Source organism: Pseudalgibacter alginicilyticus, from assembly GCF_001310225.1.
GTDB lineage: Bacteria > Bacteroidota > Bacteroidia > Flavobacteriales > Flavobacteriaceae > Pseudalgibacter > Pseudalgibacter alginicilyticus.
The window spans coordinates 1,471,110-1,494,995 of sequence record NZ_CP012898.1 but is presented as its reverse complement, the minus strand read 5'-3'; the positions used below and the strand labels follow the sequence as shown (position 1 = coordinate 1,494,995).

The 23,886-nt window shown below is 32.4% G+C and carries 14 protein-coding genes; all 14 read left to right on the top strand.

Annotated elements, in window-relative coordinates; translation table 11 throughout:
* The first annotated feature begins 4 nt into the window (after nucleotides 1–4).
* The 14 genes from APS56_RS06125 to APS56_RS06060 all read left to right on the top strand — a co-directional run bounded on the left by APS56_RS06125 (nucleotide 5) and on the right by APS56_RS06060 (nucleotide 23,753).
* On the top strand, nucleotides 5–1,330 hold the full coding sequence (locus APS56_RS06125; protein WP_054726052.1) for a sugar porter family MFS transporter: 1,326 nt from the start codon (nucleotides 5–7) through the stop codon (nucleotides 1,328–1,330).
* Between the two features lie 12 nt (nucleotides 1,331–1,342).
* The gene (locus tag APS56_RS06120) at nucleotides 1,343–2,164 is read left to right on the top strand and encodes an alpha/beta hydrolase (RefSeq protein WP_054726049.1); all 822 of its coding nucleotides are present in this window, start codon (nucleotides 1,343–1,345) and stop codon (nucleotides 2,162–2,164) included.
* Nucleotides 2,165–2,236: 72 nt separating this feature from the next.
* Nucleotides 2,237–3,655 carry a sulfatase-like hydrolase/transferase gene (locus APS56_RS06115; protein WP_082379421.1) on the top strand — a complete coding sequence of 473 codons (1,419 nt, stop codon included), beginning with the start codon at nucleotides 2,237–2,239 and terminating at the stop codon, nucleotides 3,653–3,655.
* Between the two features lie 17 nt (nucleotides 3,656–3,672).
* Nucleotides 3,673–6,474, top strand: coding sequence for an endo-acting ulvan lysase-like protein (locus APS56_RS06110; protein WP_054726046.1), 2,802 nt, complete (start codon nucleotides 3,673–3,675; stop codon nucleotides 6,472–6,474).
* A 4-nt stretch (nucleotides 6,475–6,478) separates the two neighbouring features.
* Nucleotides 6,479–8,467, top strand: coding sequence for a glycoside hydrolase family 97 protein (locus APS56_RS06105; protein WP_157757617.1), 1,989 nt, complete (start codon nucleotides 6,479–6,481; stop codon nucleotides 8,465–8,467).
* An 11-nt stretch (nucleotides 8,468–8,478) separates the two neighbouring features.
* Nucleotides 8,479–8,796 (top strand): hypothetical protein, encoded by a 318-nt coding sequence (locus APS56_RS06100; protein WP_054726041.1) that lies wholly within the window; start codon nucleotides 8,479–8,481, stop codon nucleotides 8,794–8,796.
* 5 nt (nucleotides 8,797–8,801) lie between these two features.
* Nucleotides 8,802–9,002 (top strand): hypothetical protein, encoded by a 201-nt coding sequence (locus tag APS56_RS06095; protein ID WP_054726038.1) that lies wholly within the window; start codon nucleotides 8,802–8,804, stop codon nucleotides 9,000–9,002.
* 26 nt (nucleotides 9,003–9,028) lie between these two features.
* Entirely contained in the window at nucleotides 9,029–10,690 is a 1,662-nt protein-coding gene (locus APS56_RS06090; RefSeq protein ID WP_054726035.1) for a sulfatase family protein, read from the top strand.
* Nucleotides 10,691–10,707: 17 nt separating this feature from the next.
* Complete coding sequence (locus APS56_RS06085) at nucleotides 10,708–13,383, top strand: endo-acting ulvan lysase-like protein (RefSeq protein WP_211259739.1); 2,676 nt, start codon at nucleotides 10,708–10,710, stop codon at nucleotides 13,381–13,383.
* Between the two features lie 9 nt (nucleotides 13,384–13,392).
* Nucleotides 13,393–16,191, top strand: a complete 2,799-nt coding sequence (locus tag APS56_RS06080; RefSeq protein ID WP_054731211.1) for a heparinase II/III domain-containing protein — start codon at nucleotides 13,393–13,395, stop codon at nucleotides 16,189–16,191.
* Nucleotides 16,192–16,213: 22 nt separating this feature from the next.
* Nucleotides 16,214–18,580, top strand: a complete 2,367-nt coding sequence (locus tag APS56_RS06075; protein ID WP_054731209.1) for a PDZ domain-containing protein — start codon at nucleotides 16,214–16,216, stop codon at nucleotides 18,578–18,580.
* Nucleotides 18,581–18,586: 6 nt separating this feature from the next.
* Nucleotides 18,587–19,954 (top strand): alpha-L-fucosidase, encoded by a 1,368-nt coding sequence (locus APS56_RS06070; RefSeq protein ID WP_211259738.1) that lies wholly within the window; start codon nucleotides 18,587–18,589, stop codon nucleotides 19,952–19,954.
* Between the two features lie 215 nt (nucleotides 19,955–20,169).
* Complete coding sequence (locus tag APS56_RS06065) at nucleotides 20,170–21,222, top strand: SGNH/GDSL hydrolase family protein (protein ID WP_236778469.1); 1,053 nt, start codon at nucleotides 20,170–20,172, stop codon at nucleotides 21,220–21,222.
* 227 nt (nucleotides 21,223–21,449) lie between these two features.
* On the top strand, nucleotides 21,450–23,753 hold the full coding sequence (locus tag APS56_RS06060; protein WP_082379272.1) for a heparinase II/III family protein: 2,304 nt from the start codon (nucleotides 21,450–21,452) through the stop codon (nucleotides 23,751–23,753).
* Nucleotides 23,754–23,886: the final 133 nt, after the last annotated feature.

Here is a 23,886-nt window from a genome sequence, read left to right as displayed (position 1 = left end):
TAAAATGAATAAAAAAATATTATTATGGTCCATTACTGCAGCACTTGCAGGGTTTTTATTTGGATTTGATGTCGTAGTAATTTCAGGTGCAGATAAAAAATTACAAGCCATATGGGAGTCTTCAGATGCTTTTCACGGATGGGTAGTTATGGGAGCAGCGCTTTGGGGAACTGTGGTTGGAGCTCTTTTTGGTGGTTTTCCAACTAATAAATACGGACGTAAAAATACATTGATTGTTATAGGTCTTTTGTTTGCAGTTTCAGCAATAGGGTCTGCATTTTCTAATGATCCTTATATATTTGCTTTTGCTCGTTTTATAGGAGGTTTAGGAGTAGGAGCTTCAACCATTGCAGCTCCTGCATATATCTCAGAAATTGCGCCTGCTAAAGATAGAGGGCGTTTAGTAGCCATGTATCAATTTAATATTGTTTTTGGTATTATGATAGCTTTTTTATCTAATTACTTATTGAGTGATTTAGGTGAAAATGCATGGCGATGGATGCTTGGTGTTGAAGCTATACCAGCAATTTTATATATTTTATTTGCTTTTAAGGTTCCAAAAAGTCCACGATGGTTGTTGTCTCAATCTCGTGAAGCTGAAGCTAGAGAGGTATTAAAGATAATAGAGCCAAATGCGAATATTGATGAATTAATAACGGAATACAATTCGCATTCAGATAAAAGCGACAAGACAGAGAGTATCTTTATAAAAAAATATAGATTCCCATTGATATTGGCATTTTTAATAGCCTTTTTTAATCAATTATCAGGAATCAATGCATTTTTATATTATGCGCCTCGTATTTTTGAAGAAGCTGGTCTAGGAGAAAGTACAGCATTGTTAAGTAGTATAGGAATTGGAGCTACTAATCTTGTTTTTACATTGTTAGGGGTGTTTTTAATTGATAAATTAGGAAGAAAAACATTAATGTATATTGGCTCCATAGGTTATATCGTTTCGTTAGGTTTAGTTTCTGCTGCCTTTTTCTTAGGATGGACAGGAATGGCTGTGCCCGTTTTCTTATTTTTATTTATTGCAGCACATGCTGTTGGTCAGGGAGCTGTGATTTGGGTTTTTATATCTGAAATATTTCCAAATCATTTGAGAGCATCTGGACAAGCCTTTGGAAGTTCTGTACATTGGGTTTTAGCAGCAATAATTCCATCTTCAATTCCATTTTTATTTAACCACCCTATGATTGGTCCTGGAATCGTTTTCTTGATTTTTGCTGGAATGATGGTGTTACAATTGTTATTTGTTGCCTTTATGATGCCAGAAACAAAAGGGAAAACTTTGGAGGAATTAGAAGATATTATTTTAAAGAAGTAAAAGGTTATGCGCATGAAAAAAATAGTCGGTTTAATACTTGTTTTTTGTTGGTCTATTCATATTTATGCATCAAAAGTAGATACACTGTTAGTATATAGTAAATCTATGAATAAGACTATAAAAAATGTAGTTATTATTCCAGATTCATATTCAAAAAAAGGAAAAGCTTATTCCGTTGTTTATCTTCTTCATGGTGCCGGAGGACATTATAAATCATGGTTAGGGAAAGTTCCAGATATTGAGTTGTATGCCGATCTGTATAAGGTTATTATTGTATGTCCTGATGGAGATAAAACCAGCTGGTATTTTGATAGCCCTATTGATAAGACCATGCAATATGAAACCTATATATCCAAAGAGCTTATAGCTAGTGTTGACAAATCATATAATACAGTTCCAGATAAAAATAATAGGGCTATTACTGGTTACAGTATGGGCGGACATGGTGCGTTGTATTTAGCATTTAAAAACCCTGATGTTTGGGGTGTAGCAGCTAGTATGAGTGGAGGTGTGGATTTGCGAGGGTTCCCACAGGGTTGGGATATTTATAAGCGATTAGGGACATATGCTGAAAACCCAGAAAACTGGGAAAATAATACTGTTATTAATTTAGTGCATTTGCTTAATGGAAAGAATTTAAAATTTCTTTTTGATTGTGGAACGGATGACTTTTTTTATGAAGATAATGTACGCTTACATAAAAAACTTTTAGTACGCAATATACCTCATGATTATATAGAAAGACCAGGAGGACATACCAATAAATATTGGGTAAATTCCATAAAGTATCAAATGCTTTTTTTTAGTGATTTTTTTTATAACTCAAACAATTAAATACACATGAATTTAAGTTTAGTTAAGCTTTTTTTAATAATTACAATTTTATTGAATGTTTCCTGTAAAAAAATGGATGCTTCAAAGACAGGTGCTATGGAGGTGCAAAATGAAACTGTAAAACAACCCAATATTGTTGTATTGTTATGCGATGATTTAGGTTATGGTGATTTATCATCATTTGGACATCCTATTATAAAAACACCAAATTTAGATCAGCTTGCTGAAAAGGGAATTAAACTGACTAATTTTTATTCTACGGCCCCAGTTTGCTCGCCTTCTAGAGCAGGGCTATTAACGGGTAGAAGTCCAAATCGTGCAGGAATTTATGATTTTATACCAGGGCTTAAAAAAAGTGATGATAATAGAGATTTAGTTCACCTTCAAGCACATGAAGAAACAATACCTGCCTTATTAAAATCTGTAGGATATTCAACGTGCTTAGTTGGTAAATGGCATTGTTCTTCAAGGTTTAATTCAGACAAACAACCACAACCAAATGATTTTGGATTTGATTATTGGATGGCAACTCACAACAATGCTGCACCAAGTCATCAAAACCCTAATAATTTTGTTAGGAATGGTCAGGAAGTTGGTGAAATAGAAGGGTTTAGTAGTCAAATTATAATTACGGAAGCCTTAGAGTGGTTAGATAAAAAACAAGATGATAATCCATTTTTTCTTCAAGTGGCTTTTCATGAACCACATGAGCCTATTGCTTCACCTGAAGATTTAGTTCAAAAATATTTGCCTTTTTCAAAAAATAGAGAAGAGGCTGAATATTTTGCTAATGTTGAAAATGTAGATTTAGCAGTTGGACGTTTGATTGAATATTTGGAGAAAAAACATAAGGATAATACACTTGTTCTTTTTAGTTCAGATAATGGTCCTGAAACTTTAATGCGCTATCAAAGGGCTAAAAAATCTTATGGTACTCCAGGTGAATTAAAAGGTATGAAATTGTGGACTAATGAAGCAGGTTTTAGAGTGCCAGGAATTGTAAGTTGGATTGGCGAGAATAGTTTTTCAGGAACAACAAATGCTGTTGTGTCTGCATTGGATTTTCTTCCAACCTTTTGTGAGTTGGCCGGTGCAGAGTTACCTAAAAGAGAATTAGATGGTGAATCGTTTAAATCACTTCTGGATAATGGTGAATTTGAGCGAACCAAACCGCTTATTTGGGCTTTTTATGACGCTATAAATGAACAAAGAGTTGCTATGCGAAGTGGAGATTGGAAAATAATGGCTCGAATAGAATCAGAGGGTAAAACCTTACCAAGAATTCATAATTTATATGATGGTAATGAAGCTTTAGTAAAAAACGCAAAACTTGTTGATTATGCTCTGTTTAATTTAAAAAATGATATTGTAGAGTCCGAGGATTTATCTTTAAAAGAACCAGAGGTTTTTGATTCGATAAAAAAAGAGTTTCAAATACAATATAAAGGATTATTAGACGGTAGTCATATTTGGTTACGCAACGATGAATAGATAGAATTTTAAAAAAAATGAAAAAACTAATAATAATATTTACTTATTTAATTTTTATAAATATAGCCAATGCACAATTTATATTTCCATCAGAAATTGAACGAGAACACCCACGTTTAATATCAAGTAAAATAAATAAGGAAAATATTCTTAAAAAAATTGAAGCTTCTGATGATATTAAAAAATCATATGAAGATTTTAAAAAAAAAATAGATAAGTATGTGGTTCAATTTAAAACAGAGCCAGAATGGTTATCGTCGCGTTTTCAAATGTATTGGAAAAGTCATGCAACAGATGTGTATGTAAATGGATCTTATTACTCACATGCAGAAGGTAGAGCTCCAGTTCCAACGGTACGCCTAACTGGTCAACGTGATTATGTAACGGATTATAAAACTCCAAAATTAGAAGACGTAAAACCTTATTTGGAGGATGAAAGAGGGTTATATCTTGAAAACAGAAAAACAAATAAATGGGAATGGGTTCAGCCACAAAAAACAGGACGTGTAATTGAAAATACCAATGAAAATATTATGGGCATAGCTCGGGATGCTGCCTTAATTTATTTTGTTGAAGGTGATGAAGATTATGCAAGATTTGCCACTCATTTATTTGATGTATATATGCATGGTTTGTATTATAGAAACGAACCAATTGACATCAAAAAAGGAAGTGTTCAAAATGTTATTGGTTTAACATCTTTTCAAGTTATTAAAGAAAATATTGTAGATGAATTGGCTGAAACGTATGATTTTTTATACTATTATATTCAAAAAAATCATAAAAAAGAAAATGATATATATACAGCCTCATTAAAGAAGCTTGCCGAAATTATTATAAAAAATGGGATACCAGATAATAACTGGAATTTGCATCAAGCTGGTAAAGTTATTGAAATAGCCTTAGCCTTAGATGAAGATAAAATGTATAAAGATGGAAAAGGGTGCCAATATTATTTAAATCGCGTTTTTAATGAATCTGAACCTAGGCAATGGTCTGTTAATGATGTTTTGATTTATGGCTATGATCAGAATGGAGTTTGGAACGAAAGCGCGGGTTATGCATTAAGTGTTGCAAAAGGATTTACGCATTTAGCAAGGGTAATTCAGGAATCGTTAGGAGTTAATATTATGCCTGGTATGCCAATTATCCCTAAGGCCGTTACTATCATGCCTCAATATCTATATCCTAATAAATCTATTGTAGCTTTTGGTGACTCACATTACGGCCCACTTGAAACACAACCTTTTTTAGATCTTGTTAGTAACGCACAACAATTTAATAACCGCCAACAAGAAGAAGAGTTTACCTCGCTTATTTATATGCTCCAAGGAAAGCATGATGCTTTAAAACCGAAAAAAAGTAAAAATGCATTTTACGATTTATTATATGATACAACGGTTTATTTGGATAGTACTATTACGCCTGCAAAAATGATTGATTACATGACCAATTCGTTTTATGCACCTACAGTTAGTTGGGTGGCCATGAGAAATGGGTTAGATGAAAAACAAGGTTTAATGGTTTCTCAGGTAGGAGCCTTAGGCAATCATACTCATTCTAACGGAATTGCTATGGAACTTTATGGCAAAGGTTATATTTTAGCTCCTGAATCTGGTAGAGGTTCTAGTTATTATAGACCAGATTATCGAGAGTATTACTCGCAAATTCCGGCACACAATACGGTATCTGTAAATGGTAAATCGGCATACAATAAAATGCGGAGTTATTATGCTTTTGAAGTAAATAACCTTTATCCGGTTTCCGAAAAAAAATCAGGTTATTATCCTAATATTAACTTTTCAGACCTCTATTTTCATGAGCCTAGCACAAATTCTGACCAAAATAGAGTTATGAGTATTGTGCGAACAGGAGAGACGTCAGGCTATTATATAGATATTTTCAGATCTAAAACAAAAGAAGGTAATGCTAAATACCACGATTATTTTTATCATAATTTAGGACAGGAGTTACAGTTTACTACAATGGATAATCAGCCTATAGCCTTACAATCATCATCAAAATTAAATGCTAAATCGGGTAATATAAAAGCGTATAATTATCTGTCAGATGAAAAATCAGTAAAATCTAATTTGCCTTTTAAAGCAATTTATAATTTAACTGTTGAAGGTAAAGAAAATGTGAGTATGAATATGTGGATGAATGGTAATGAAAATCGAGAAATATTTAAAGTAAAAGCACCGTATTCAGAAGCTTTTAGAGGCGTACTACCAGATAATATAGAAAAAGCACCACTTTTAACCACGGTTGTAAGACAATACGGTGAAGCTTGGAATACCCCTTTTGTTACAGTTTACGAGCCTTCAACAACAAGTGAGCCATCAACAATTAAGCATGTAGAAACCTTTAAAAATGCTTCTAATAAAAGTTTTGTTGGTTTAGTTGTAGAAAGTAAATCCGATAGAATTGATTATGTATTTTCTTCTGATGAGTTAGGAAGCTATTCTCATGATGCTATAAATTTTGATGGTACTTTCGGTATTCTAACTAAAACGGCCAAAGCAACTACGCTCTTTATAGGAGCTGGAAAAAAAATCTCTTATAATGGGTATACTGTAGAAATTTTAGGAAAAAAATCAGGTGCAGCAACTTTTGTTTTTGGAGAACAATTTCAACTAACATGTAATGATGCTATGCTATTAACTATACCAGATATTTATAAAAAAGGAGACGTTATTATGAATATTGGTTTTAAACAATTAAATGGCGCACGAACACAAATAGATGGTAAAAAAGTGGTAGTTTTTAAAGTACCATTAACTTCTTTTCAGAATATTTCAATTGAACTTAAAAAATAAAAAAATGATTCAACCTTTAAAAAAGTATAGTGTATTTATTGTTTTTACTTTGTTGCTTTTTAGTAATTGCAAACAGGCGCAAATTATTGAAGTTGCATCACCTGATGAAACAAAAAAAATAAGTTTCTTAAACGATGAAAATGATGATATTACTTTTTCAATTCATTATAATAAAGAAGAAGTTATTAAAACTTCTGCTTTAGAATTGTTTTCAGATGCTATTAATTTTTCAGGAACTGTTTCAGTAATAGATATTGAAAATAGTTCAGAAAATAATACATGGCAATCACGATTTAGTGAACTTAGTGCCATACCTGATCATTACAATCAATTAAAAATATATTTAAAGTTAGGTGAAGGTTATGTAAATATTATTGCTAGAGCTTATAACGAAGGTATTGCTTTTTCTTATGAAATTCCAGAGCAAAATAATATTACAGAAATTGGTTTGGAGGAAAAAATTCATTATAATTTTGATAGTGATTATCATGTTTGGTCAACTCCAAAAAGAGAACCAAGGAAACTAACAGCTCAAGGCGAATACAAAAAAATACCCTTAAGTCAATTAGAATTAGGCATTGAGCGACCTTTAGTTATAGAGATGAATGATAGTTTAATTTTAGCATTAGCAGAAGCTAAACTTGTGGATTATGCTAGATTAAGTTTTAATAAAGGTACGTCATCAAAATATAGCATTCTCTCTGAATTAGATGGTAAAATGGGAGAACAAAAACAAGATACTATTACGGGGGCTATTATATCAAACCGCAAAAATACGGGTATAAAAGTGCATAAAAAATTGCCATTCCAATCTCCATGGCGAGTGGTAATGATTGGGAAATCTTATGGGGAATTATTGGAGAATAATTACATCATTCAAAATTTAAATGATCCTTCAAAAATAGCAGATGAATCTTGGATTAAACCAGGAAAGGTACTTCGTGAAACTACACTAACTACAGATGGTGCTTATGCGGCAATAGATTTTGTGTCAGCACATAATATGCAATATATCATGTTTGATGCTGGTTGGTATGGCGATGAAATGAAAAATAGTTCAGATGCTACTACCGTTACTTTAGATCCAAAACGATCAAAAGGACCTTTAGATATGCAAGGAGTAACAGCCTATGCAAAGGAGAAAGGAATTGGTGTAATTTTATATGTAAATCGTCGTGCATTAGAGAAGCAATTAGATGATTTGCTACCCTTGTTTAAAGAATGGGGTATTGCTGGAATTAAATATGGGTTTGTGCGTGTTGGAGATCAAGATGCGACAGCATGGTTGCACGATGCGATTAAAAAAACGGCAGAATATGGAATGATTATAGATATTCATGACGAGTATAGACCAACAGGTTTTTCAAGAACCTATCCAAATTTATTAACTCAAGAAGGTATTAGGGGTGATGAAGAAACAGTACCCAATGCGCATACACTAATAACTATGTTTACTAGAATGTTGGCAGGTGCTGCAGATAATACGGTATGTTACTACAATAAGAGAGTTGATAAAATGGGGTCACATGCTTCACAATTGGCTAAAACAGTTTGTATTTTTAGTCCATTACAGTTTTTGTATTGGTATGACAAACCTGCAGCTTCACCAGAAAAATTAGATGGACTTTGGGGGGATACTAAACATATTGGTAATGAACCTGAATTAGAATTTTTTGATGCAGTTCCTACTACTTGGGATGAAACAAAAGTATTATATGCTGAAATTGGTGAAATTGGAGTTATTGCCAGACGTAATGGTAATGATTGGTTTGTTGGAGGAATTAATGGCGTAACAGAGCGTAATGTTGAATTAGATTTCTCATTTTTAAAAGCAGGGCAAAATTACACAGCTAAGGTTTATACAGATGATGAAACTGTAAATACAAGAACAAAGGTTAAAATTGAAGAGATTGAAATTAATAATAATTCAAAATTAAATTTAAAAGTAAATAGCAACAATGGTTTTGCTATTCATATAGCAAATAATAATTAAAGTAATTTGCGATGATAAAAACATCTATCCAATTGTTTATATTGTTTTTACTGACAAGTCCGATAGTGCTATCTCAAAATCAGGTAGAATTACATGTTTTAAAATTATCTGGTAATATACCAAATGGTAAAATATCTATTCATAATATGGATTTAAACGGAACGGTTATTTCCAGTAATTATGATGCTAAAATTAAATTATACCCCAATATTGAGTTTCAAACTTTGGAAGGTTTTGATGAAGCTTTTAATGAAATTGGAGGAGAGGCTTTAATGGCGTTGCCTGCTTCTTTACAAGATGAAGTAATGACCAAGCTTCTAATAGTTTAAGAGAGGTGGCTACTTATATTAACCGAGGAATTACTAATTATGCTAAAGAAAACGGGATTACGGTAAAAAACAATGATGAAATTTACGTGTTAGTTCAAAATAATAAAGAAGAGTCTAAAATATATGAATATCAAATTGAACATAGTAAATCACATAAAGTTGAAATACCGAGTCGTACTTTGGCTGTTATAATTATAAAAATATAAATATTTACTAAATATACCATATTGTGATGAAAAAAATAACTGTTTTAAAAATAATGGTTGTTTTGCTTTTTATAGGATTAATATCTTGTAAATCAGAAGCAAAACAAGTAAAAAAGACACTGCCAGAAAAACGGCCTAATATCATTTTTATGATGTCTGATGATCACGCCTATCAGGCAATAAGTGCGTATAGCAATCACTTGATAGAAACTCCAAATATTGATCGTATTGCAAAAGAAGGTATAAAATTCACCAATGCCTGTGTTTCAAATTCTATTTGTGCCCCATCAAGAGCTACTATTTTAACGGGTAAGCACTGTCATATTCACGGAAAAGTAGATAATGTTTTTCCTTTTGATGAATCACAAATGACCTTTCCTCAACTTTTGAAAGAAGCTGGTTATCAAACCGCTATGTTCGGAAAATTACATTTTGGAAATAATCCAAAGGGAATAGATGAATTTAAAATTCTTCCTGGTCAGGGTCAATATTACAATCCTGATTTTAATACCAATGAAGGAAAAATAACTGTTGAAGGCTATGTAACGGATATTATAATGGATATGACGCTGGATTGGTTAAAAAATAGACGACAAGAGGATAAACCATTTATGTTATTTTCTATGCAAAAAGCTCCCCATAGAGAATGGTTACCTGCACCTCGTCATTTTAAAGAATATACCAAAAAAACTTTTAAAGAGCCAGAAACCTTATTTGATGATTATGAAGGAAGAGGTACTGCAGCAAAAACTGCTGAAATGAATCTTTTAACACATATGAATTGGGCAGGAGATTCAAAATTGTATCCAGAAATGATGAAAGAATTAGGCATAAAAGATATGTCTGGTTGGGATTTTGAAGCATTTGATCGTGAAGTAGGTCGTATGAATGCAGAGCAACGTGCCGTTTGGGATTCTGTATATAAGCCCATGATGGAAGATTTTAAAACAAAATATTCAACAATGAGCAAAACAGAATTGATGAAATGGCGCTACCAACGCTATATGCAAGATTATTTAGGGTGTATTGCTTCTGTGGATGAAAATGTGGGGCGCTTATTAGATTATTTAGAAGAAACAGGCTTGGATGAAAACACCATCATTGTTTACACTTCAGATCAAGGGTTTTATTTAGGAGAACACGGTTGGTTTGATAAACGTTTTGTTTACGACGAATCTTTTAAAACGCCATTATTGATTAAATGGCCAAATGTGATTACACCAGGCACAACAAATACTGAAATGGTGCAAAATTTAGATTTTGCACAAACTATTCTAGAAGCTGCTCATGTGGTGCCACCTGCAGATATGCAAGGAGAGAGTTTAATCCCATTATTACTTGGTAATGATGATGAATGGACTCGAGATGCTGTGTATTATCATTATTATGAATATCCAGGAATTCACATGGTAAAAAGACATTATGCCATCATAACTCAAGATTATAAATTGGCTCATTTCTATTATGATGTGGACGAATGGGAACTTTACGATCGTAAAAAAGATCCACAAGAAATGAAAAACGTAATAAACGATCCTACTTATGCTGAGGTGGTTGTAAAATTAAAAAAACAACTATTAGAATTACGTAAGCAATATGGAGATAGTTCGGAATTAGATCAGGAAATACTAAGAAAATATCTTGAAGCTAAGAACAATCCAGATATTGAAACGGTTCCACTTCATTAAAACCTAATATTTACTTTATGAAATTTATACCAAGAGCAATACTCGTTTTATCTATAGTATTAACTAATCTATCTATTGTCGCTCAGCAATCGGGTAGCCATCCACAATTGTTTGTTAGCAATACGGATAGAATAATGCTATTAAATAAGATAGAATCAGAAGCATGGGCTAATGATTCATGGAATAAGTTACAGGATGAAATAAATCCGTATGTTAATCGCCATGTTACTAATCCAGAGTGGATTGTTTCAAGACTGGCTATGTATTGGAAAGAAGGTGAGCGTTTTACCCAATGCTATGTAAAAAACCAAAACTGGGATTATGGTGAAGGAAATGCCCCTGTACCAACTGTGCGATTGCCAGGTATGCGTACTTGGAACGATTATTTAAACGTGCCTTTAGAAGATAGGCCGCCATACAATGAGTCTGGAGATTTGTTAGGAATAAGTAGATCAAGTGCTGATAAAACACCTGTGTTAATTCCTTATAAAGAATCTGGGCATATGATTCGGGCTAATAATATGGAAATTTTAAATTTAGCAGAAAAGTCAGCCTTTGCTTATTTTGTTACCCAAGATGAAAAGTATGCTAAGTTTTCAGCAGATATTTTATGGACATGGTTGTTAGGTACTTATTATATGCAACCACCTTTAGATCCTGAAAAATCAACTAATGGTGCAGGAGGTTACGAGTCCGGAGGGATTATGGGTTATTATGATTATGAAGTTATTCATGATGATAGGCAAATCCCTGCCGCAACTACGTATGATTTTCTATATGACTATTTAAATAAAAACCCACATAAGCATTTAAAAGTAATGGGTAAAACCACTGCTGAAGTTGCAGGAGTTGTTTTTAAACGTTTTATAGATATTGGATTAATCAGAGGTGGTAAACGAGGAAATTGGAATGTGAATCGGTTCAAAAATATATTGAATAGTATACTTGTTTTAGAATCTAATGATTTTTATGAAGATGGAAAAGGTCGTGAATATTATATCCCTTATTACACAGAAGACAAGCCATCAGATTATTTTTCAGGTTTGCCAGTAATAATGGATTTTTATGATAAAACAACAGGTTTATGGCCCGAATCTCCTGGTTATGCTTCAGGTATGATACCTATTGTATTAGAGATGGGGGTTAAGTTGTATAGGTCAGGTGTAAATACCTTAGCTGGAAATCCAATTATTAGTAAAGCGGCCTTAGCAAATTTGGGTTGGTTAGACGCACGTGGAAATTTAGTAGTATTTGGAGATATGCGTGGTGGACCTGCAAATATTTCATCTTTTGAATCTTTATTAACGTATGCTACTTGGGAAGGAGATACCGAAACAGCTAATAAAATGGCTGCTGTGATACGTAAGAGTGTGGAATCAGGACAATATAGTAGAAATTCATCAGATTGGCAAGGCATCGTTTTTAATCAACCTTTACCAGATTTGAAAAGTGATTTACCATTTCATAATACAGCATATTCACCATTTCATAAACACATTATTATGAAAAATGGGAACGACGAAAACAATGGAATGATGTTTACCTTATATGGAGGAAAGCAAAAATCGCATTTAGCAGCAAATGGTTTGGCTATGCAGTTTTACGGAAAAGGATGGGCTATGGCACCTGATGCTTCAGCTTACGAATCATATTGGTCTAAAGATTCGGGGTATCATAGAGGCATTTTGGGGTCTAATACTATTGTGCCAGGATATAGCCGTGGTGAAATTACTATAAATGCCATGGATCCAATGGTTGATACTTTATCCGGTTTCTACAATACAACAGTGACCTCCAAAATGGTTTCTTTTTCAGATGTTTCGGCAGAAGAAAAACGTCGCTTGGTGGCTATGGTAAGAACGTCTGAAACTACGGGGTATTATGTGGATGTGTTTAGGTCAGATCAATTAAATAACGATTATATTCATCATAATTTAGGAAACACCATAATCTTGAAAAATGCTTCAAATACCCCACTAAGTTTGCAAAATGTGAGTGATTTGGGTACAAAATATGACAAAAATTATTCGTTTTTTAAAAATCAAAGAAAGGTGAATTATTCAAATGATTTTAACGCTACTTGGACCACTACAACTGTATCACCAGCATTGCATGTAAACATGTGGATGATGGGGCAGAATCATCGAGATTTATATCTGGTTGATGCACCACCTACTACTATAAGGACAGATGTAACACCTGGTCAAGTAAATAAAAGCCCGGAAACAACACCAACATTATTAGTGCGTCAAAACAATATTAATGGTAAAAATCATCCTTTTGTAGCTGTTTTTGAAGTTTATGAAACAGGAGAAAAATCAATTAAGAATATTTCAAAAATTAGCACTTCAAATAATTTTGTGAGTCTATTGACAACATCAAAAAATAGCACACAGTATATCTTAAATGCTATTGATGAAAAGATTTATGAACCTAAACGAAATTTAAAATTTCAAGGTGTTTTTGGAATTGCTTCAGAAAAAAATAATGTGTTTGAATATCTATATTTAGGTAAAGGGAAATTACTTCAAAAAGATCATTATAAAATAGAAGCAGTGGATGAAACTGTTACCGCAGAATTGAAGTTTGAAGCAGGAAATTATTATTATTCTTCAGATAAACCAGTTTTAATTCAATTTAAAAAAGGAAAATTAAAAGAATACCCAGCAGGTTATAATATTGAAATTAAATAAAACATGAAAATGAAAAAGAAATTTTTACTGCATATAGTTTTAGGTTGTTTTTTATTGAATGCCAGCAGCTTGTTTGCACAAAGTAACAGCCATCCAAGAATATATGTTAATAACGAATCTAAAAGTGAGTTTTTAAAAACACTTGAAACGGTATCTTGGAAACGTGAATTGGTTGAAAAGAAAAAACAAAACTTAGAAAAATATTTAGAGTATGTTGATAAGGACCCAATGTGGTTGGTATCTAGATTGCAAATGAATTGGAAAACAAAACATGATAAGGTTTATTTAAAAAGAGGAGATTTTTCACATTCAGAAGGTTCTGCTCCTGTGCCAACAGTACGGTATTCTGGTACTCGTGATTGGGCAACAGATTATTATCGTCCGAAGTTAGAAGATGTTGAGCCTTATTTTGATGACCCAAGAGGTTTGTATTTAGAGCATAGAAAAACCAAAATTAAAGAATGGATACATCCGTCGAAAGCTGGTTTTGCCATTGAAAAAATTAATGAGCAAATTATGAATTTAGCAGAAGATGCAGCTTTTTTTTACTGGCTGACCAACGATAAAAAATATGCCGAATTTGCTGCGCCTGTATTTCTAACTTATATGGAGGGCATGTATCATAGAGAAGCGCCAATAGATCTTGAAAATTCAAACCAACAGCATGTTTCTGGATTGGCTACCTTTGAAGTTATTCATGAAGAAATAGTTGTTTCATTAGTAACGGCTTATGATTTTTTATATGATTATTTTAAAAAGAATAATACCAGTTTAGAGAATTCAATTGCTGTATTTCAAAAATGGGGAGACCAAATTATAGAAAAAGGAATTCCAGATAATAACTGGAATTTATTTCAAGCACGATATTTGACATATATCGGTTTGGTTTTAGAAGAAAATTCAAATTATAAAAACGGTAAAGGACGGGAGTATTTTTTAGATCATACCTTTAATATTTCAACCGATAGACAATTGGCTATTAAAGAATCGCTTTTAGTTTATGATCAAGAAACAGGTATATGGCCAGAATCAGCCTCGTATTCCACACATGTAATTACATCACTTTTACGCATATTTACGTTGTTGGATCATGCCACTAATAATAACGAGTTTTTAAATTATCCAATAGTTGAAAAAGCAGCTTTAGTATCATTTCAATATTTGTTTCCAACTGGTTATTTAGTTGGTTTTGGGGATTCTAATCATAAAATATTACCACCAGAAAACTTTGAACTGTTAATAGCTAACTACAGAAAATATAATTTACAAGATAAAGAAGTATTAATATCAAGTTTGTTAAATCAAATCATTTCAGATGGTTTATATCGTAGAAAAGCAAGTGATTTTTTTGAGTTGTTTTTCTATGTTAATAATTTAGAAGAAGCTGAATCAACTCATAAAACATCTTTTAAAAACTTAATTTCACCAACGTTTTATGCTTCAAATGTCAGTATGTTTAATCAGCGCCTTGGTGAAGGAGATCATGCTGTAATGGTATCTACTGTTGGGTCTTTTGGAAATCATGCTCATGCTAATGGAATTTCAATTGAGTTGTTTGCTAACAATTATGTTTTAGGACCAGATTTTGGGAAGGGACCAAGTTATTGGCATACTGATCATCATAATTTTTATTCTAAATTTCCTGCGCATAACACAGTTGTGGTAGATGGACAATCTAATTATAATTCCATGCGAACCTACAACCCATTTCAGTTAGATAAAGCCTATCCTAACTCAGGAGAAACACCAAATTTTGATAAGTTAACATTTTCAAAAGTATCTTTTGTAGAGCCAAAAACGGTATCAGATCAGCAACGTTTTACTGCTATAATCAAATCCCATTCAGATAAAAACTATGTTGTAGATGTTTTTAGATCTAAAAAACAATTAGAGGGTAAACAAAAGCATGAGTATATCTATCATAATTTAGGACAATCATTAAAAATTTATGACAAGAATAATAAAGAATTGAAATTTGATTCAACAGACGACTTAAGTTCTAAAAAAGGAGATTTAAAAGGATATAATTATTTTTTCGATAAGTTTAAAACACAAACATCAGAAGATGTTCAAGCGGTTTTTAATTTGGAAAGTAATGGAAATCCAACTAATTTAATGAAATTATGGGTTAAGGGGAGTAAAAATCAAACCTTATATAAAGTAAAATCGCCAAAATCAAATGCTATTTCAAGTGGAACGGCACCAAAGGAAATTTTGGATGAACCAATTCCAACTTTGATTTTAAAAAGAGAGGAAGCAGCTTGGATTAATCCGTTTGCGATTGTGTTTAATCCTTATATAAAAGGGGAAGAAAACCCAATAGCTAATGTAACCTACGAAACTTTTGATGACAGTCCAAACACACAAGTTATTCATGTGTTGCTGAACGATAAGAAAACAACCGATAGAATTGTAGTAAATGCGTCTATAAACGATATAGCGCAAAATAAAGATTTTCATCAAAAAGGGTTGTTGTCTATAACCCGTCAAACTGAAAAAGATTTAGATTTTATGTTTCTTTCCGGAATGTTTAAATATGAATATAAAGGATGGGATTTAGTATCATCAGGTGAGCCATTAACAATTTCTATTGAAAAAACCAATGCAGGTTATTTGTTGCAAAATGATGCTCCTATAACCATCAATATGCCATACCCAAAAGGGAAATTACCTGCAGAATTAAGGCTTTATGAAAAAGGCGAATTTGTTGCAAGTAGGAAAGGAACCGTTAACAGAAATAATGAAAATCAATTGGTTTTTAAATTAGAAAAAGGTTATGACAAAGCAGAGATTGTTTTTAAGAATTAAGAATAATAGTATAAAATATAGGATGAAAAAATTAAGTATTAATTTATTACTGTTGGTATTAGTTTTGTCTTGTAACGTGGAACCAAAAACCATTGAGTTTTATGTGTCAAATGAAGGGGAAACTAATAATACCGGAACAAAGGAGAATCCATTTGGAAACATCTTTGATGCCATTAATAGAGTGAAGGAGTTAAAAGAAAAAGATTCCAGTGTTCATGTTGTCATAAATTTGTTTCCAGGCACATATCATTTATCACAGCCCATAACAATTCCAGCTTTATTAAGCAATTTTAGTATTAAAGGAGCAGATGCCTCTCAGGTTAGTATAAAAGGCTCGATACCCTTAGATGCAAAATGGGAAAGCTATAATGAAAACATATATGTTACTTCAGTAGCAGAAAATTCAGATTTTGACCAGTTAATTGTTAATGGGAAATCTCAAATTTTAGCTCGTTACCCTAATTATGATGAAACACCTCAATCTTGGCATGGTTTTGCAGCAGATGCAGTTTCAAAAGAGCGTTTGGCTTCTTGGGAAAATCCAAAAGGAGCTTATTATAATGTTTTACGCAATGGTAAATGGGGAGGTTATCATTTTAAAATAACAGGTGTTAATGAAGATGGAACACCTATTTTAGAAGGAGGGCAACAAAATAATCGTGGTGTTTTACTTCATGACGAATACCGAATGGTAGAAAATGTTTTTGAAGAATTAGATAGCCATGGAGAATGGTTTTTAGATAAAAAAAACAGCAAACTTTATTATTGGCCATCAGCAGATGTTTCACTTGGTAATTCAAAAATTGAGGTTTCAGTATTAAAAGATTTAATTCAAGTTGTTGGAACCCTTGAAAATCCAGTGAAAAATGTATGTATATCTGGAATCACTTTTGAAAATACTCAGCGAACGTTTATGGAAGATTTTGAGCCATTATTACGAAGCGATTGGACAATATACAGAGGTAGTGTTGTGTTTTTTGAAGGTACTGAAAATTGTAAAGTTGAAAATAGCGTATTTACCAATTTAGGAGGGAATGTTATCATGGCAAGTAAATACAATAAGGGTTTAGAAGTTATTGGAAACCATATTTATGAATGTGGTGCCAGTGGTATATCATTTATTGGAGATCCATCAGCTGTTCGTTCCCCTTCGTTCAATTACAGAGAATATGTGGATTTGAAAGATATGGATACTATTGTAGGCCCAAAAAATGAATTATACCCTAGAGAATGTTTAGTTGAAGATAATTTAATTTATCGTATAGGGCGTGTTGAAAAGCAAACTGCAGGTGTCCAGATTTCTATGGCTATGGATATTACTGTGAGACATAATAGTATTTATGAAGTGCCAAGATCAGGTATTAATATTGGTGATGGTACCTGGGGAGGGCATGTTTTAGAATATAATGATGTATTTAATACGGTTTTAGAAACCAGTGATCACGGTTCTTTTAACTCATGGGGGCGTGATCGTTTTTGGCATCCAAATCGTGATGTTATGGATCGTCTTACAACAGCCAATCCCAATATGCCTAATTGGGATGCTATAAAAATGACTATTATTAGAAATAACCGTTTTCGTTGTGACCATGGATGGGATGTAGATTTGGATGACGGTTCTTCAAACTATCATATCTATAATAACTTAATGTTAAATAGCGGACTAAAATTACGAGAAGGATTTAATCGAGTAGTTGAAAACAATATTATGGTTAATAATTCTTTACACCCGCATGTTTGGTTTGAAAAAAGTGAGGATGTTTTTAAGCACAATATTGTGGGAAATACATACCAAGATGTTAGATTGTTGGGTTGGGGAAAAGAATTAGATTATAACCTTTTTCCATCTGAAGTAGCTATGATGAAATCTCAAATATATAATAGAGATATGAATAGTGCATATGGAGATCCAATGTTTAAAGATCCTGCCAATTTAGATTTTACAGTTGCAGAAAATTCTCCTGCTTTAACAATAGGGTTCAAAAACTTTCCAATGGATAATTTTGGAGTTCAAAAACCTGACTTAAAGTCCATTGCCAAAACCCCTGAAGTACCTATAATAAAAGATCCTTCAGAGGATAAAGAAATTGCAAGTCCTGTTGTAGCTTGGTTAAGGAATAATCTTAAAAGTGTGGAGTCTCCACAAGAACAGTCTGCTTATGGGTTAAGCACAGCGGAAGGCGTGATTGTTTTACGTGTTTGGAACCAAAGTCCTGCAGTACTGAATGATGGTATTAAAAAAGGGGATGTTATTTTAGAAGCATCTGGGGAGAAGGTGGTCACTGTAAAAGACTTTTTTCGAATCAATGCCCAAAATAAGTCGAATACATTAGAGTTGGTTATCATGCGAAATCAATCAGAAATAAAAATTACTATAAATACTAAATAAATGAAAATGAAATCTTTAAAAAAAATAATGTTGCTTACATTGGTTGTTGTTCTAAACGCCAATTTAGGGTTGGCCCAAAAATCAAATGTAAAAAAATTATCAGATGATGAGCGGATGGAGTGGTGGAGAGACTCTAAGTTTGGTATGTTTATTCACTGGGGAGCTTACTCTATTATTGGTGGAGAGCGTGGAACAAAAATAGCTGGAGGTGGTGCAGAATGGGCCATGGATAAATTGGATTACACAGTGGAGGAATACGAAAAATTTCCTGAAATGTTTAATCCAGTAATGTTTGATGCAGATGCATGGGTAACTATGGCTAAAAATGCAGGTATGAAATATATTGTATTGACTTCAAAACATCATGAAGGTTTTGGTTTATGGGATTCAAAAGTATCTGATTATGATGTTATTGATAAATCTCCTTTTAAAAGAGATATTGTTAAGGAATTAGCAGAAGCTTGTAAAAAACAGGGAATTAAATTTTGTCTGTATTATTCTATTGTGGACTGGCATCATCCACAAGCACAAGGTAATTTGTTTCCAAATTACAATATTTCACAACATGATGATCCATCAGTTGTAAATCCGGAATTTCCAAAATATTATGAAAACTATATGAAACCTCAGGTAGGTGAATTATTAAAAAATTATGGTGACATTGGAGTGGTTTGGTTTGATGGTGATTGGATTTCAGATTATACAACAGAGATGGGTAAAGATCTTTATAAATATATCCGAGATATTCAACCTAACACCATTGTTAATAACAGAGTTGATAAAGGCCGTATGGGTATGGAAGGTATGAATGCTGAAGGCAATTTTGCTGGAGATTTTGGAACACCAGAACAAGAAATTCCAGATACGGGAATTGATTCTGATTGGGAAGCCTGTATGACTATGAATGGGTCTTGGGGGTATAAACCATCTGATAATAACTGGAAAAGTAGTGAAGATTTAATTCAAAAATTAGTAGATATTGTTTCTAAAGGAGGGAATTTCTTATTAAATATTGGACCTGATGGTTTTGGAAGATTTCCAGCCGAAAGTATTAGACGTTTAGATGCTATGGGAGAATGGACTAAAAAAAATGGAGAGGCTATTTATGGGGCTAAAGCAAGTCCTTACGATAAACCAAAATGGGGGCGCTATACGCAAAAAGGAAACGTTATTTATGCTCATGTTTTTGACTGGCCAAAAGATGGATTATTAAAGCTTAATAAAAATATTAAGGTTAAGAAAGCTACCGTGTTAACTGACAATTCAAATACTGAATTATCATCCATAGCAACATCTCGGGAAGTATTAGTAGATGTACCTATGTTAGCACCAGATGCTACTGTTTCAGTTGTTAAAATTGAATTAGCTAAATAATATAAAAACAAGCATGGGTTTATAAATTGTGGTTTTATTAATAAAAACCATAATTTAAAGTAAACTTCATTAAAAAATAACATTGTGGTAGCATTATATGCTGACTACAATGTTATTTTTTTTGTCTTAAAAAAGGTAAAAGAAATACCTTTGAGAAAAAACATATAAAAACTAAATATATTGGAAAGAAGTAACCTATTTAAAAATGATATAAAATGAAAATATTAAAAAAAACAATGGTATTTGTATTGTTAATCATACAGCCTTTTAACCCTGTTTTTGCTCAGAATAGTATGGAAGTAAATATGCCTTCTGATAATGAGCAGGTTAAGAATGTAGCAGAATGGGCTAAAGAAAATGAAGAGGCGATTTTTGGAACTTCTAAAAGTCCTTATGAAAAACCCAATTGGGGTTATTATACTAAAAAAGATGATATAGTTTATGCACATGTTTTTAATTGGCCAACAGATGGGAAATTAGTTGTTGATAGAACAATGAAAGTGCGAGCCGCTTACTTAAGTTATGGAGATCAAAAATTAAAAACAGTGTTAATTGATGGAAATTTAACAGTTTTATTACCTAAAGAAGCATCCAATGCTAATGATATAGCAACGGTTATAAAAATTGTATTAACACCAACCGAAGATTGGGCAAATTTAAATCGCTATAGCAAAGCAAATGCACAATTAAAATTGCCTTCTAAAAATGAAGCTAGAGTTGTGTTTATTGGGAATTCAATAACCGATAATTGGACACGTGATCATAGACAATTTTTTGAGGAGAATCCTACTTATATAAATCGAGGTATTAGTGGACAAACAAGTGCACAAATGTTATTGAGGTTTAGACCAGATGTAATTGAGCTAAAACCAAAAGTAGTGGTTATTTCAGCAGGTACCAATGACATAGCTGGTAATCGAGGAGCTATTGGTATCAACCGCATTGCTGGTAATATTTTTTCTATGGTTGAATTAGCAGAAGCTAATGATATAAAGGTTGTGTTAGCCTCTGTATTGCCTGCTTCCAGTTATTCTTGGAGCCCTTCGGTGGAACCAGCAGATAAAATCATTGAATTGAATAAATTGATTAAAGCGTATGCTAAAAAAAATAAGGTTGTTTATTTAGATTACTATACATCCATGGTAAATGGAGATAAAGGATTGAAAAAAGAATTAGGTAGAGATACAGTTCATCCTAATGCAGCAGGTTATGATGTTATGGAGCCATTAGTAAAAGCTGCTATTATGAAAGCTTTAAAAAGTAATTGAGCAATACAAAAATGATCTTAAAGTCGGAATTTGAAAGAAATTACTTTTCAAATTCCGACTTTTTTATTGGAACATATCACGCAAAGCAATATTATCTTAGTTATAGGTCATATTTTATACTCAATGCACATTGATTTATATAATTAACTAAAAAAAATGAATAGTATTGAATTTAATTTAATTAAAATTGATTTTTAATATATCATTTTGATAACAATTTTAAAACGATGAAAAAAAGAATAGTATTTGTTTTTTGTTGCCTAATTGCAATCAATTTGTCTTCCCAAGAGAGAAATTATCTATTGTATACAGATGCCAATATTTTAAAATTAAAAAATCAAATTAAGACTGATGAATCCATAAAAGATAGTTGGAACAAACAATATAAAATAGCTAAAGATTTACTCAAAAAAGATAAATTAAAATCAAAGGAAGGCCTTCTTCTTGGGTTAGTTTACAGAGTAACGGGTGAAGAAAAGTTTGCAAGTAAATTAAAGGAATTACTTTTTGATTATACTTCTAAAAGTACGTGGGAAGGTAGTACTTTGTTAAATAGAAACCCACCATGGATAGGTGGATTAGGAACGTCACATACAAGTTATGATATTGCTCTTGGTTTTGATAGTATATATGATTATTTAACAATAGAAGAAAAAGAGCTGATAGCTAACGATATTGTTCGGTTAGGTATTTTACCGGCAAGATACGATTGGTTGGAAGCAGAAACGAATATGCATACCTATGATACCATGGGGCATAATTGGTGGAGTGCATGTGTTTATATGTCTGGTTTAGCATCTCTTGCTGTTAGAAATGAAATATCTGAGGCTGAGGGTTGGGCAAAAGACATTGAAGAATCAGCCATTGAATGGCTACATTATTCAGGAAGCTTACTACAAAATAAACCTACAACTTTTGATAGAGATGGAGGTTTTTATGAAAGTGTTTGGTATGCCACTTACGGAACATCACAATATTTATTATTTCGATATGCCTACGGGAATGTATGGCCTGAAGAATCTAAAATTGAATCTAACATATTAGAAAAGATGGGCGATTTTTTCATCAACACTACGTATTTTGTTGATGGAGGCAAAGATCTTGCAGTCAATTTTGGGGATTCTAAAATGCATGCCTATGGAGATAGAATAATTCGATTACTTTGGAATTTAGGGTATAAAAATCAAGAATATGAATGGTATATAAACCATGTAACTAATGGTGAAAATAATGATTCAAACGAGGCAGAAGGTTTAATATTGAATCTTGGGTTACAATCAAATAAATCAGGTTTTTTACCAAATCGTCCTAAATCTTATCTTTATCAGGATATGGGATGGGCAACAATGAGAAACTCTTGGAGTGATGATGCTACGATGCTTGCTGTAAAGTCTGGTTTTACATGGAATCATGCCCATGCTGATGCTGGCTCATACATTTTATTTCACAATGGTAAAAATTTAATAATAGATTCTGGAACAGGAAGTTACTTAAATCCATTGTTTACAGAGTATTATTGCCAGAGTGAGGCCCATAATGTGGTTCTGTTCAACGGAAAAGGACAAAATAGAAATGACCCTTATTTTGGAAATGTTAATTCTGGATCTCTGCATAATTTGATTGAAGGTAAAGATTTTAAATATCTATTAGCTAATGCTACAGGACCTTATTCACATATTTTAGCCAGAAATTATCGTAATTTTATTTGGGTTGGTGATGTTATTTTAGTATTGGATGATTTGTTGGCTTTTGAGCCTGGACAGTTTGAATGGTTACTACATTACAATGGCGAATCTACTTTAAAAGGTGGCATTGATTTAACAATTAAAGATGAAGATGCTCAAGTATTAGTGCGTCCTTTATTTCCAGAAACGTTTCCTCCAGGAGGCGAACGTCCGCATGATTTTCCAGAACATATGCGTTTAACTGAAAAAATAGGTTACGAAAGTCACCATCCAGAAAACGAAAAACCGTATTGGTCTATTAGTCATTTTGAAAAAACAACCAGAACTAAATTTGTAACAGCAATTATTTTAGAAACTCATGAAAATCAAAAAAACCTTCCCATAATAACCAAAGATGAAGGCAAAGATTATTTGAAAATATCTATAACTCAAAAAGGAATAACAACTGTGGTGTATTTTAATTTGTTGGCGGATGGACGATTAAAACATAGAAATAGTTTAAATAATATGGAAGGTTGGGAAACGGATGCTTATTTAACAGCATTGAAATTTAAAGAAGGAGTAGATCAAACTAATATTCAAAATGTTGAAGAATTGTTTATAGGACATGGTAGTTATTTACGTAGGGATGGAAATGTATTAATGCATGCACTGTCTAAATATACTGCTTTAGTTGAGAATTTTGGAAAGGAACCTCATCTTATTTTTCAAGGCCAGCCCAATGCAACGATTCACTTATATTCACCAAAACCTTTGAATAATTTAACTATAAATAAAATAGTTAAAAAAGGAGACTATAACATCTCCAAAAAACGCATTCAAGTTAAAATGAGAGATTATAATTAATCAAAAATGTTTTTTGAATGTATTTAAAATTTGGCCAGTTTATAAGTAAATCACTTTTATAAACTAATCAGAAAAGTTTGTGTTTAGCAATTCAATTTTTCAAGAAAATAGCGATGATAAATCAGACATTAGA

Excerpts from the sequence above, each read along its gene's own strand:
- APS56_RS06125 (WP_054726052.1), top strand. The coding sequence starts at position 5 with ATGAATAAAAAAATATTATTATGGTCCATTACTGCAGCACTTGCAGGG.
- APS56_RS06120 (WP_054726049.1), top strand. The coding sequence starts at position 1,343 with ATGAAAAAAATAGTCGGTTTAATACTTGTTTTTTGTTGGTCTATTCAT.
- APS56_RS06115 (WP_082379421.1), top strand. The coding sequence starts at position 2,237 with ATGGATGCTTCAAAGACAGGTGCTATGGAGGTGCAAAATGAAACTGTA.
- APS56_RS06110 (WP_054726046.1), top strand. The coding sequence starts at position 3,673 with ATGAAAAAACTAATAATAATATTTACTTATTTAATTTTTATAAATATA.
- APS56_RS06105 (WP_157757617.1), top strand. The coding sequence starts at position 6,479 with ATGATTCAACCTTTAAAAAAGTATAGTGTATTTATTGTTTTTACTTTG.
- APS56_RS06100 (WP_054726041.1), top strand. The coding sequence starts at position 8,479 with ATGATAAAAACATCTATCCAATTGTTTATATTGTTTTTACTGACAAGT.
- APS56_RS06090 (WP_054726035.1), top strand. The coding sequence starts at position 9,029 with ATGAAAAAAATAACTGTTTTAAAAATAATGGTTGTTTTGCTTTTTATA.
- APS56_RS06085 (WP_211259739.1), top strand. The coding sequence starts at position 10,708 with ATGAAATTTATACCAAGAGCAATACTCGTTTTATCTATAGTATTAACT.
- APS56_RS06080 (WP_054731211.1), top strand. The coding sequence starts at position 13,393 with ATGAAAAAGAAATTTTTACTGCATATAGTTTTAGGTTGTTTTTTATTG.
- APS56_RS06075 (WP_054731209.1), top strand. The coding sequence starts at position 16,214 with ATGAAAAAATTAAGTATTAATTTATTACTGTTGGTATTAGTTTTGTCT.
- APS56_RS06070 (WP_211259738.1), top strand. The coding sequence starts at position 18,587 with ATGAAATCTTTAAAAAAAATAATGTTGCTTACATTGGTTGTTGTTCTA.
- APS56_RS06065 (WP_236778469.1), top strand. The coding sequence starts at position 20,170 with ATGAAAATATTAAAAAAAACAATGGTATTTGTATTGTTAATCATACAG.
- APS56_RS06060 (WP_082379272.1), top strand. The coding sequence starts at position 21,450 with ATGAAAAAAAGAATAGTATTTGTTTTTTGTTGCCTAATTGCAATCAAT.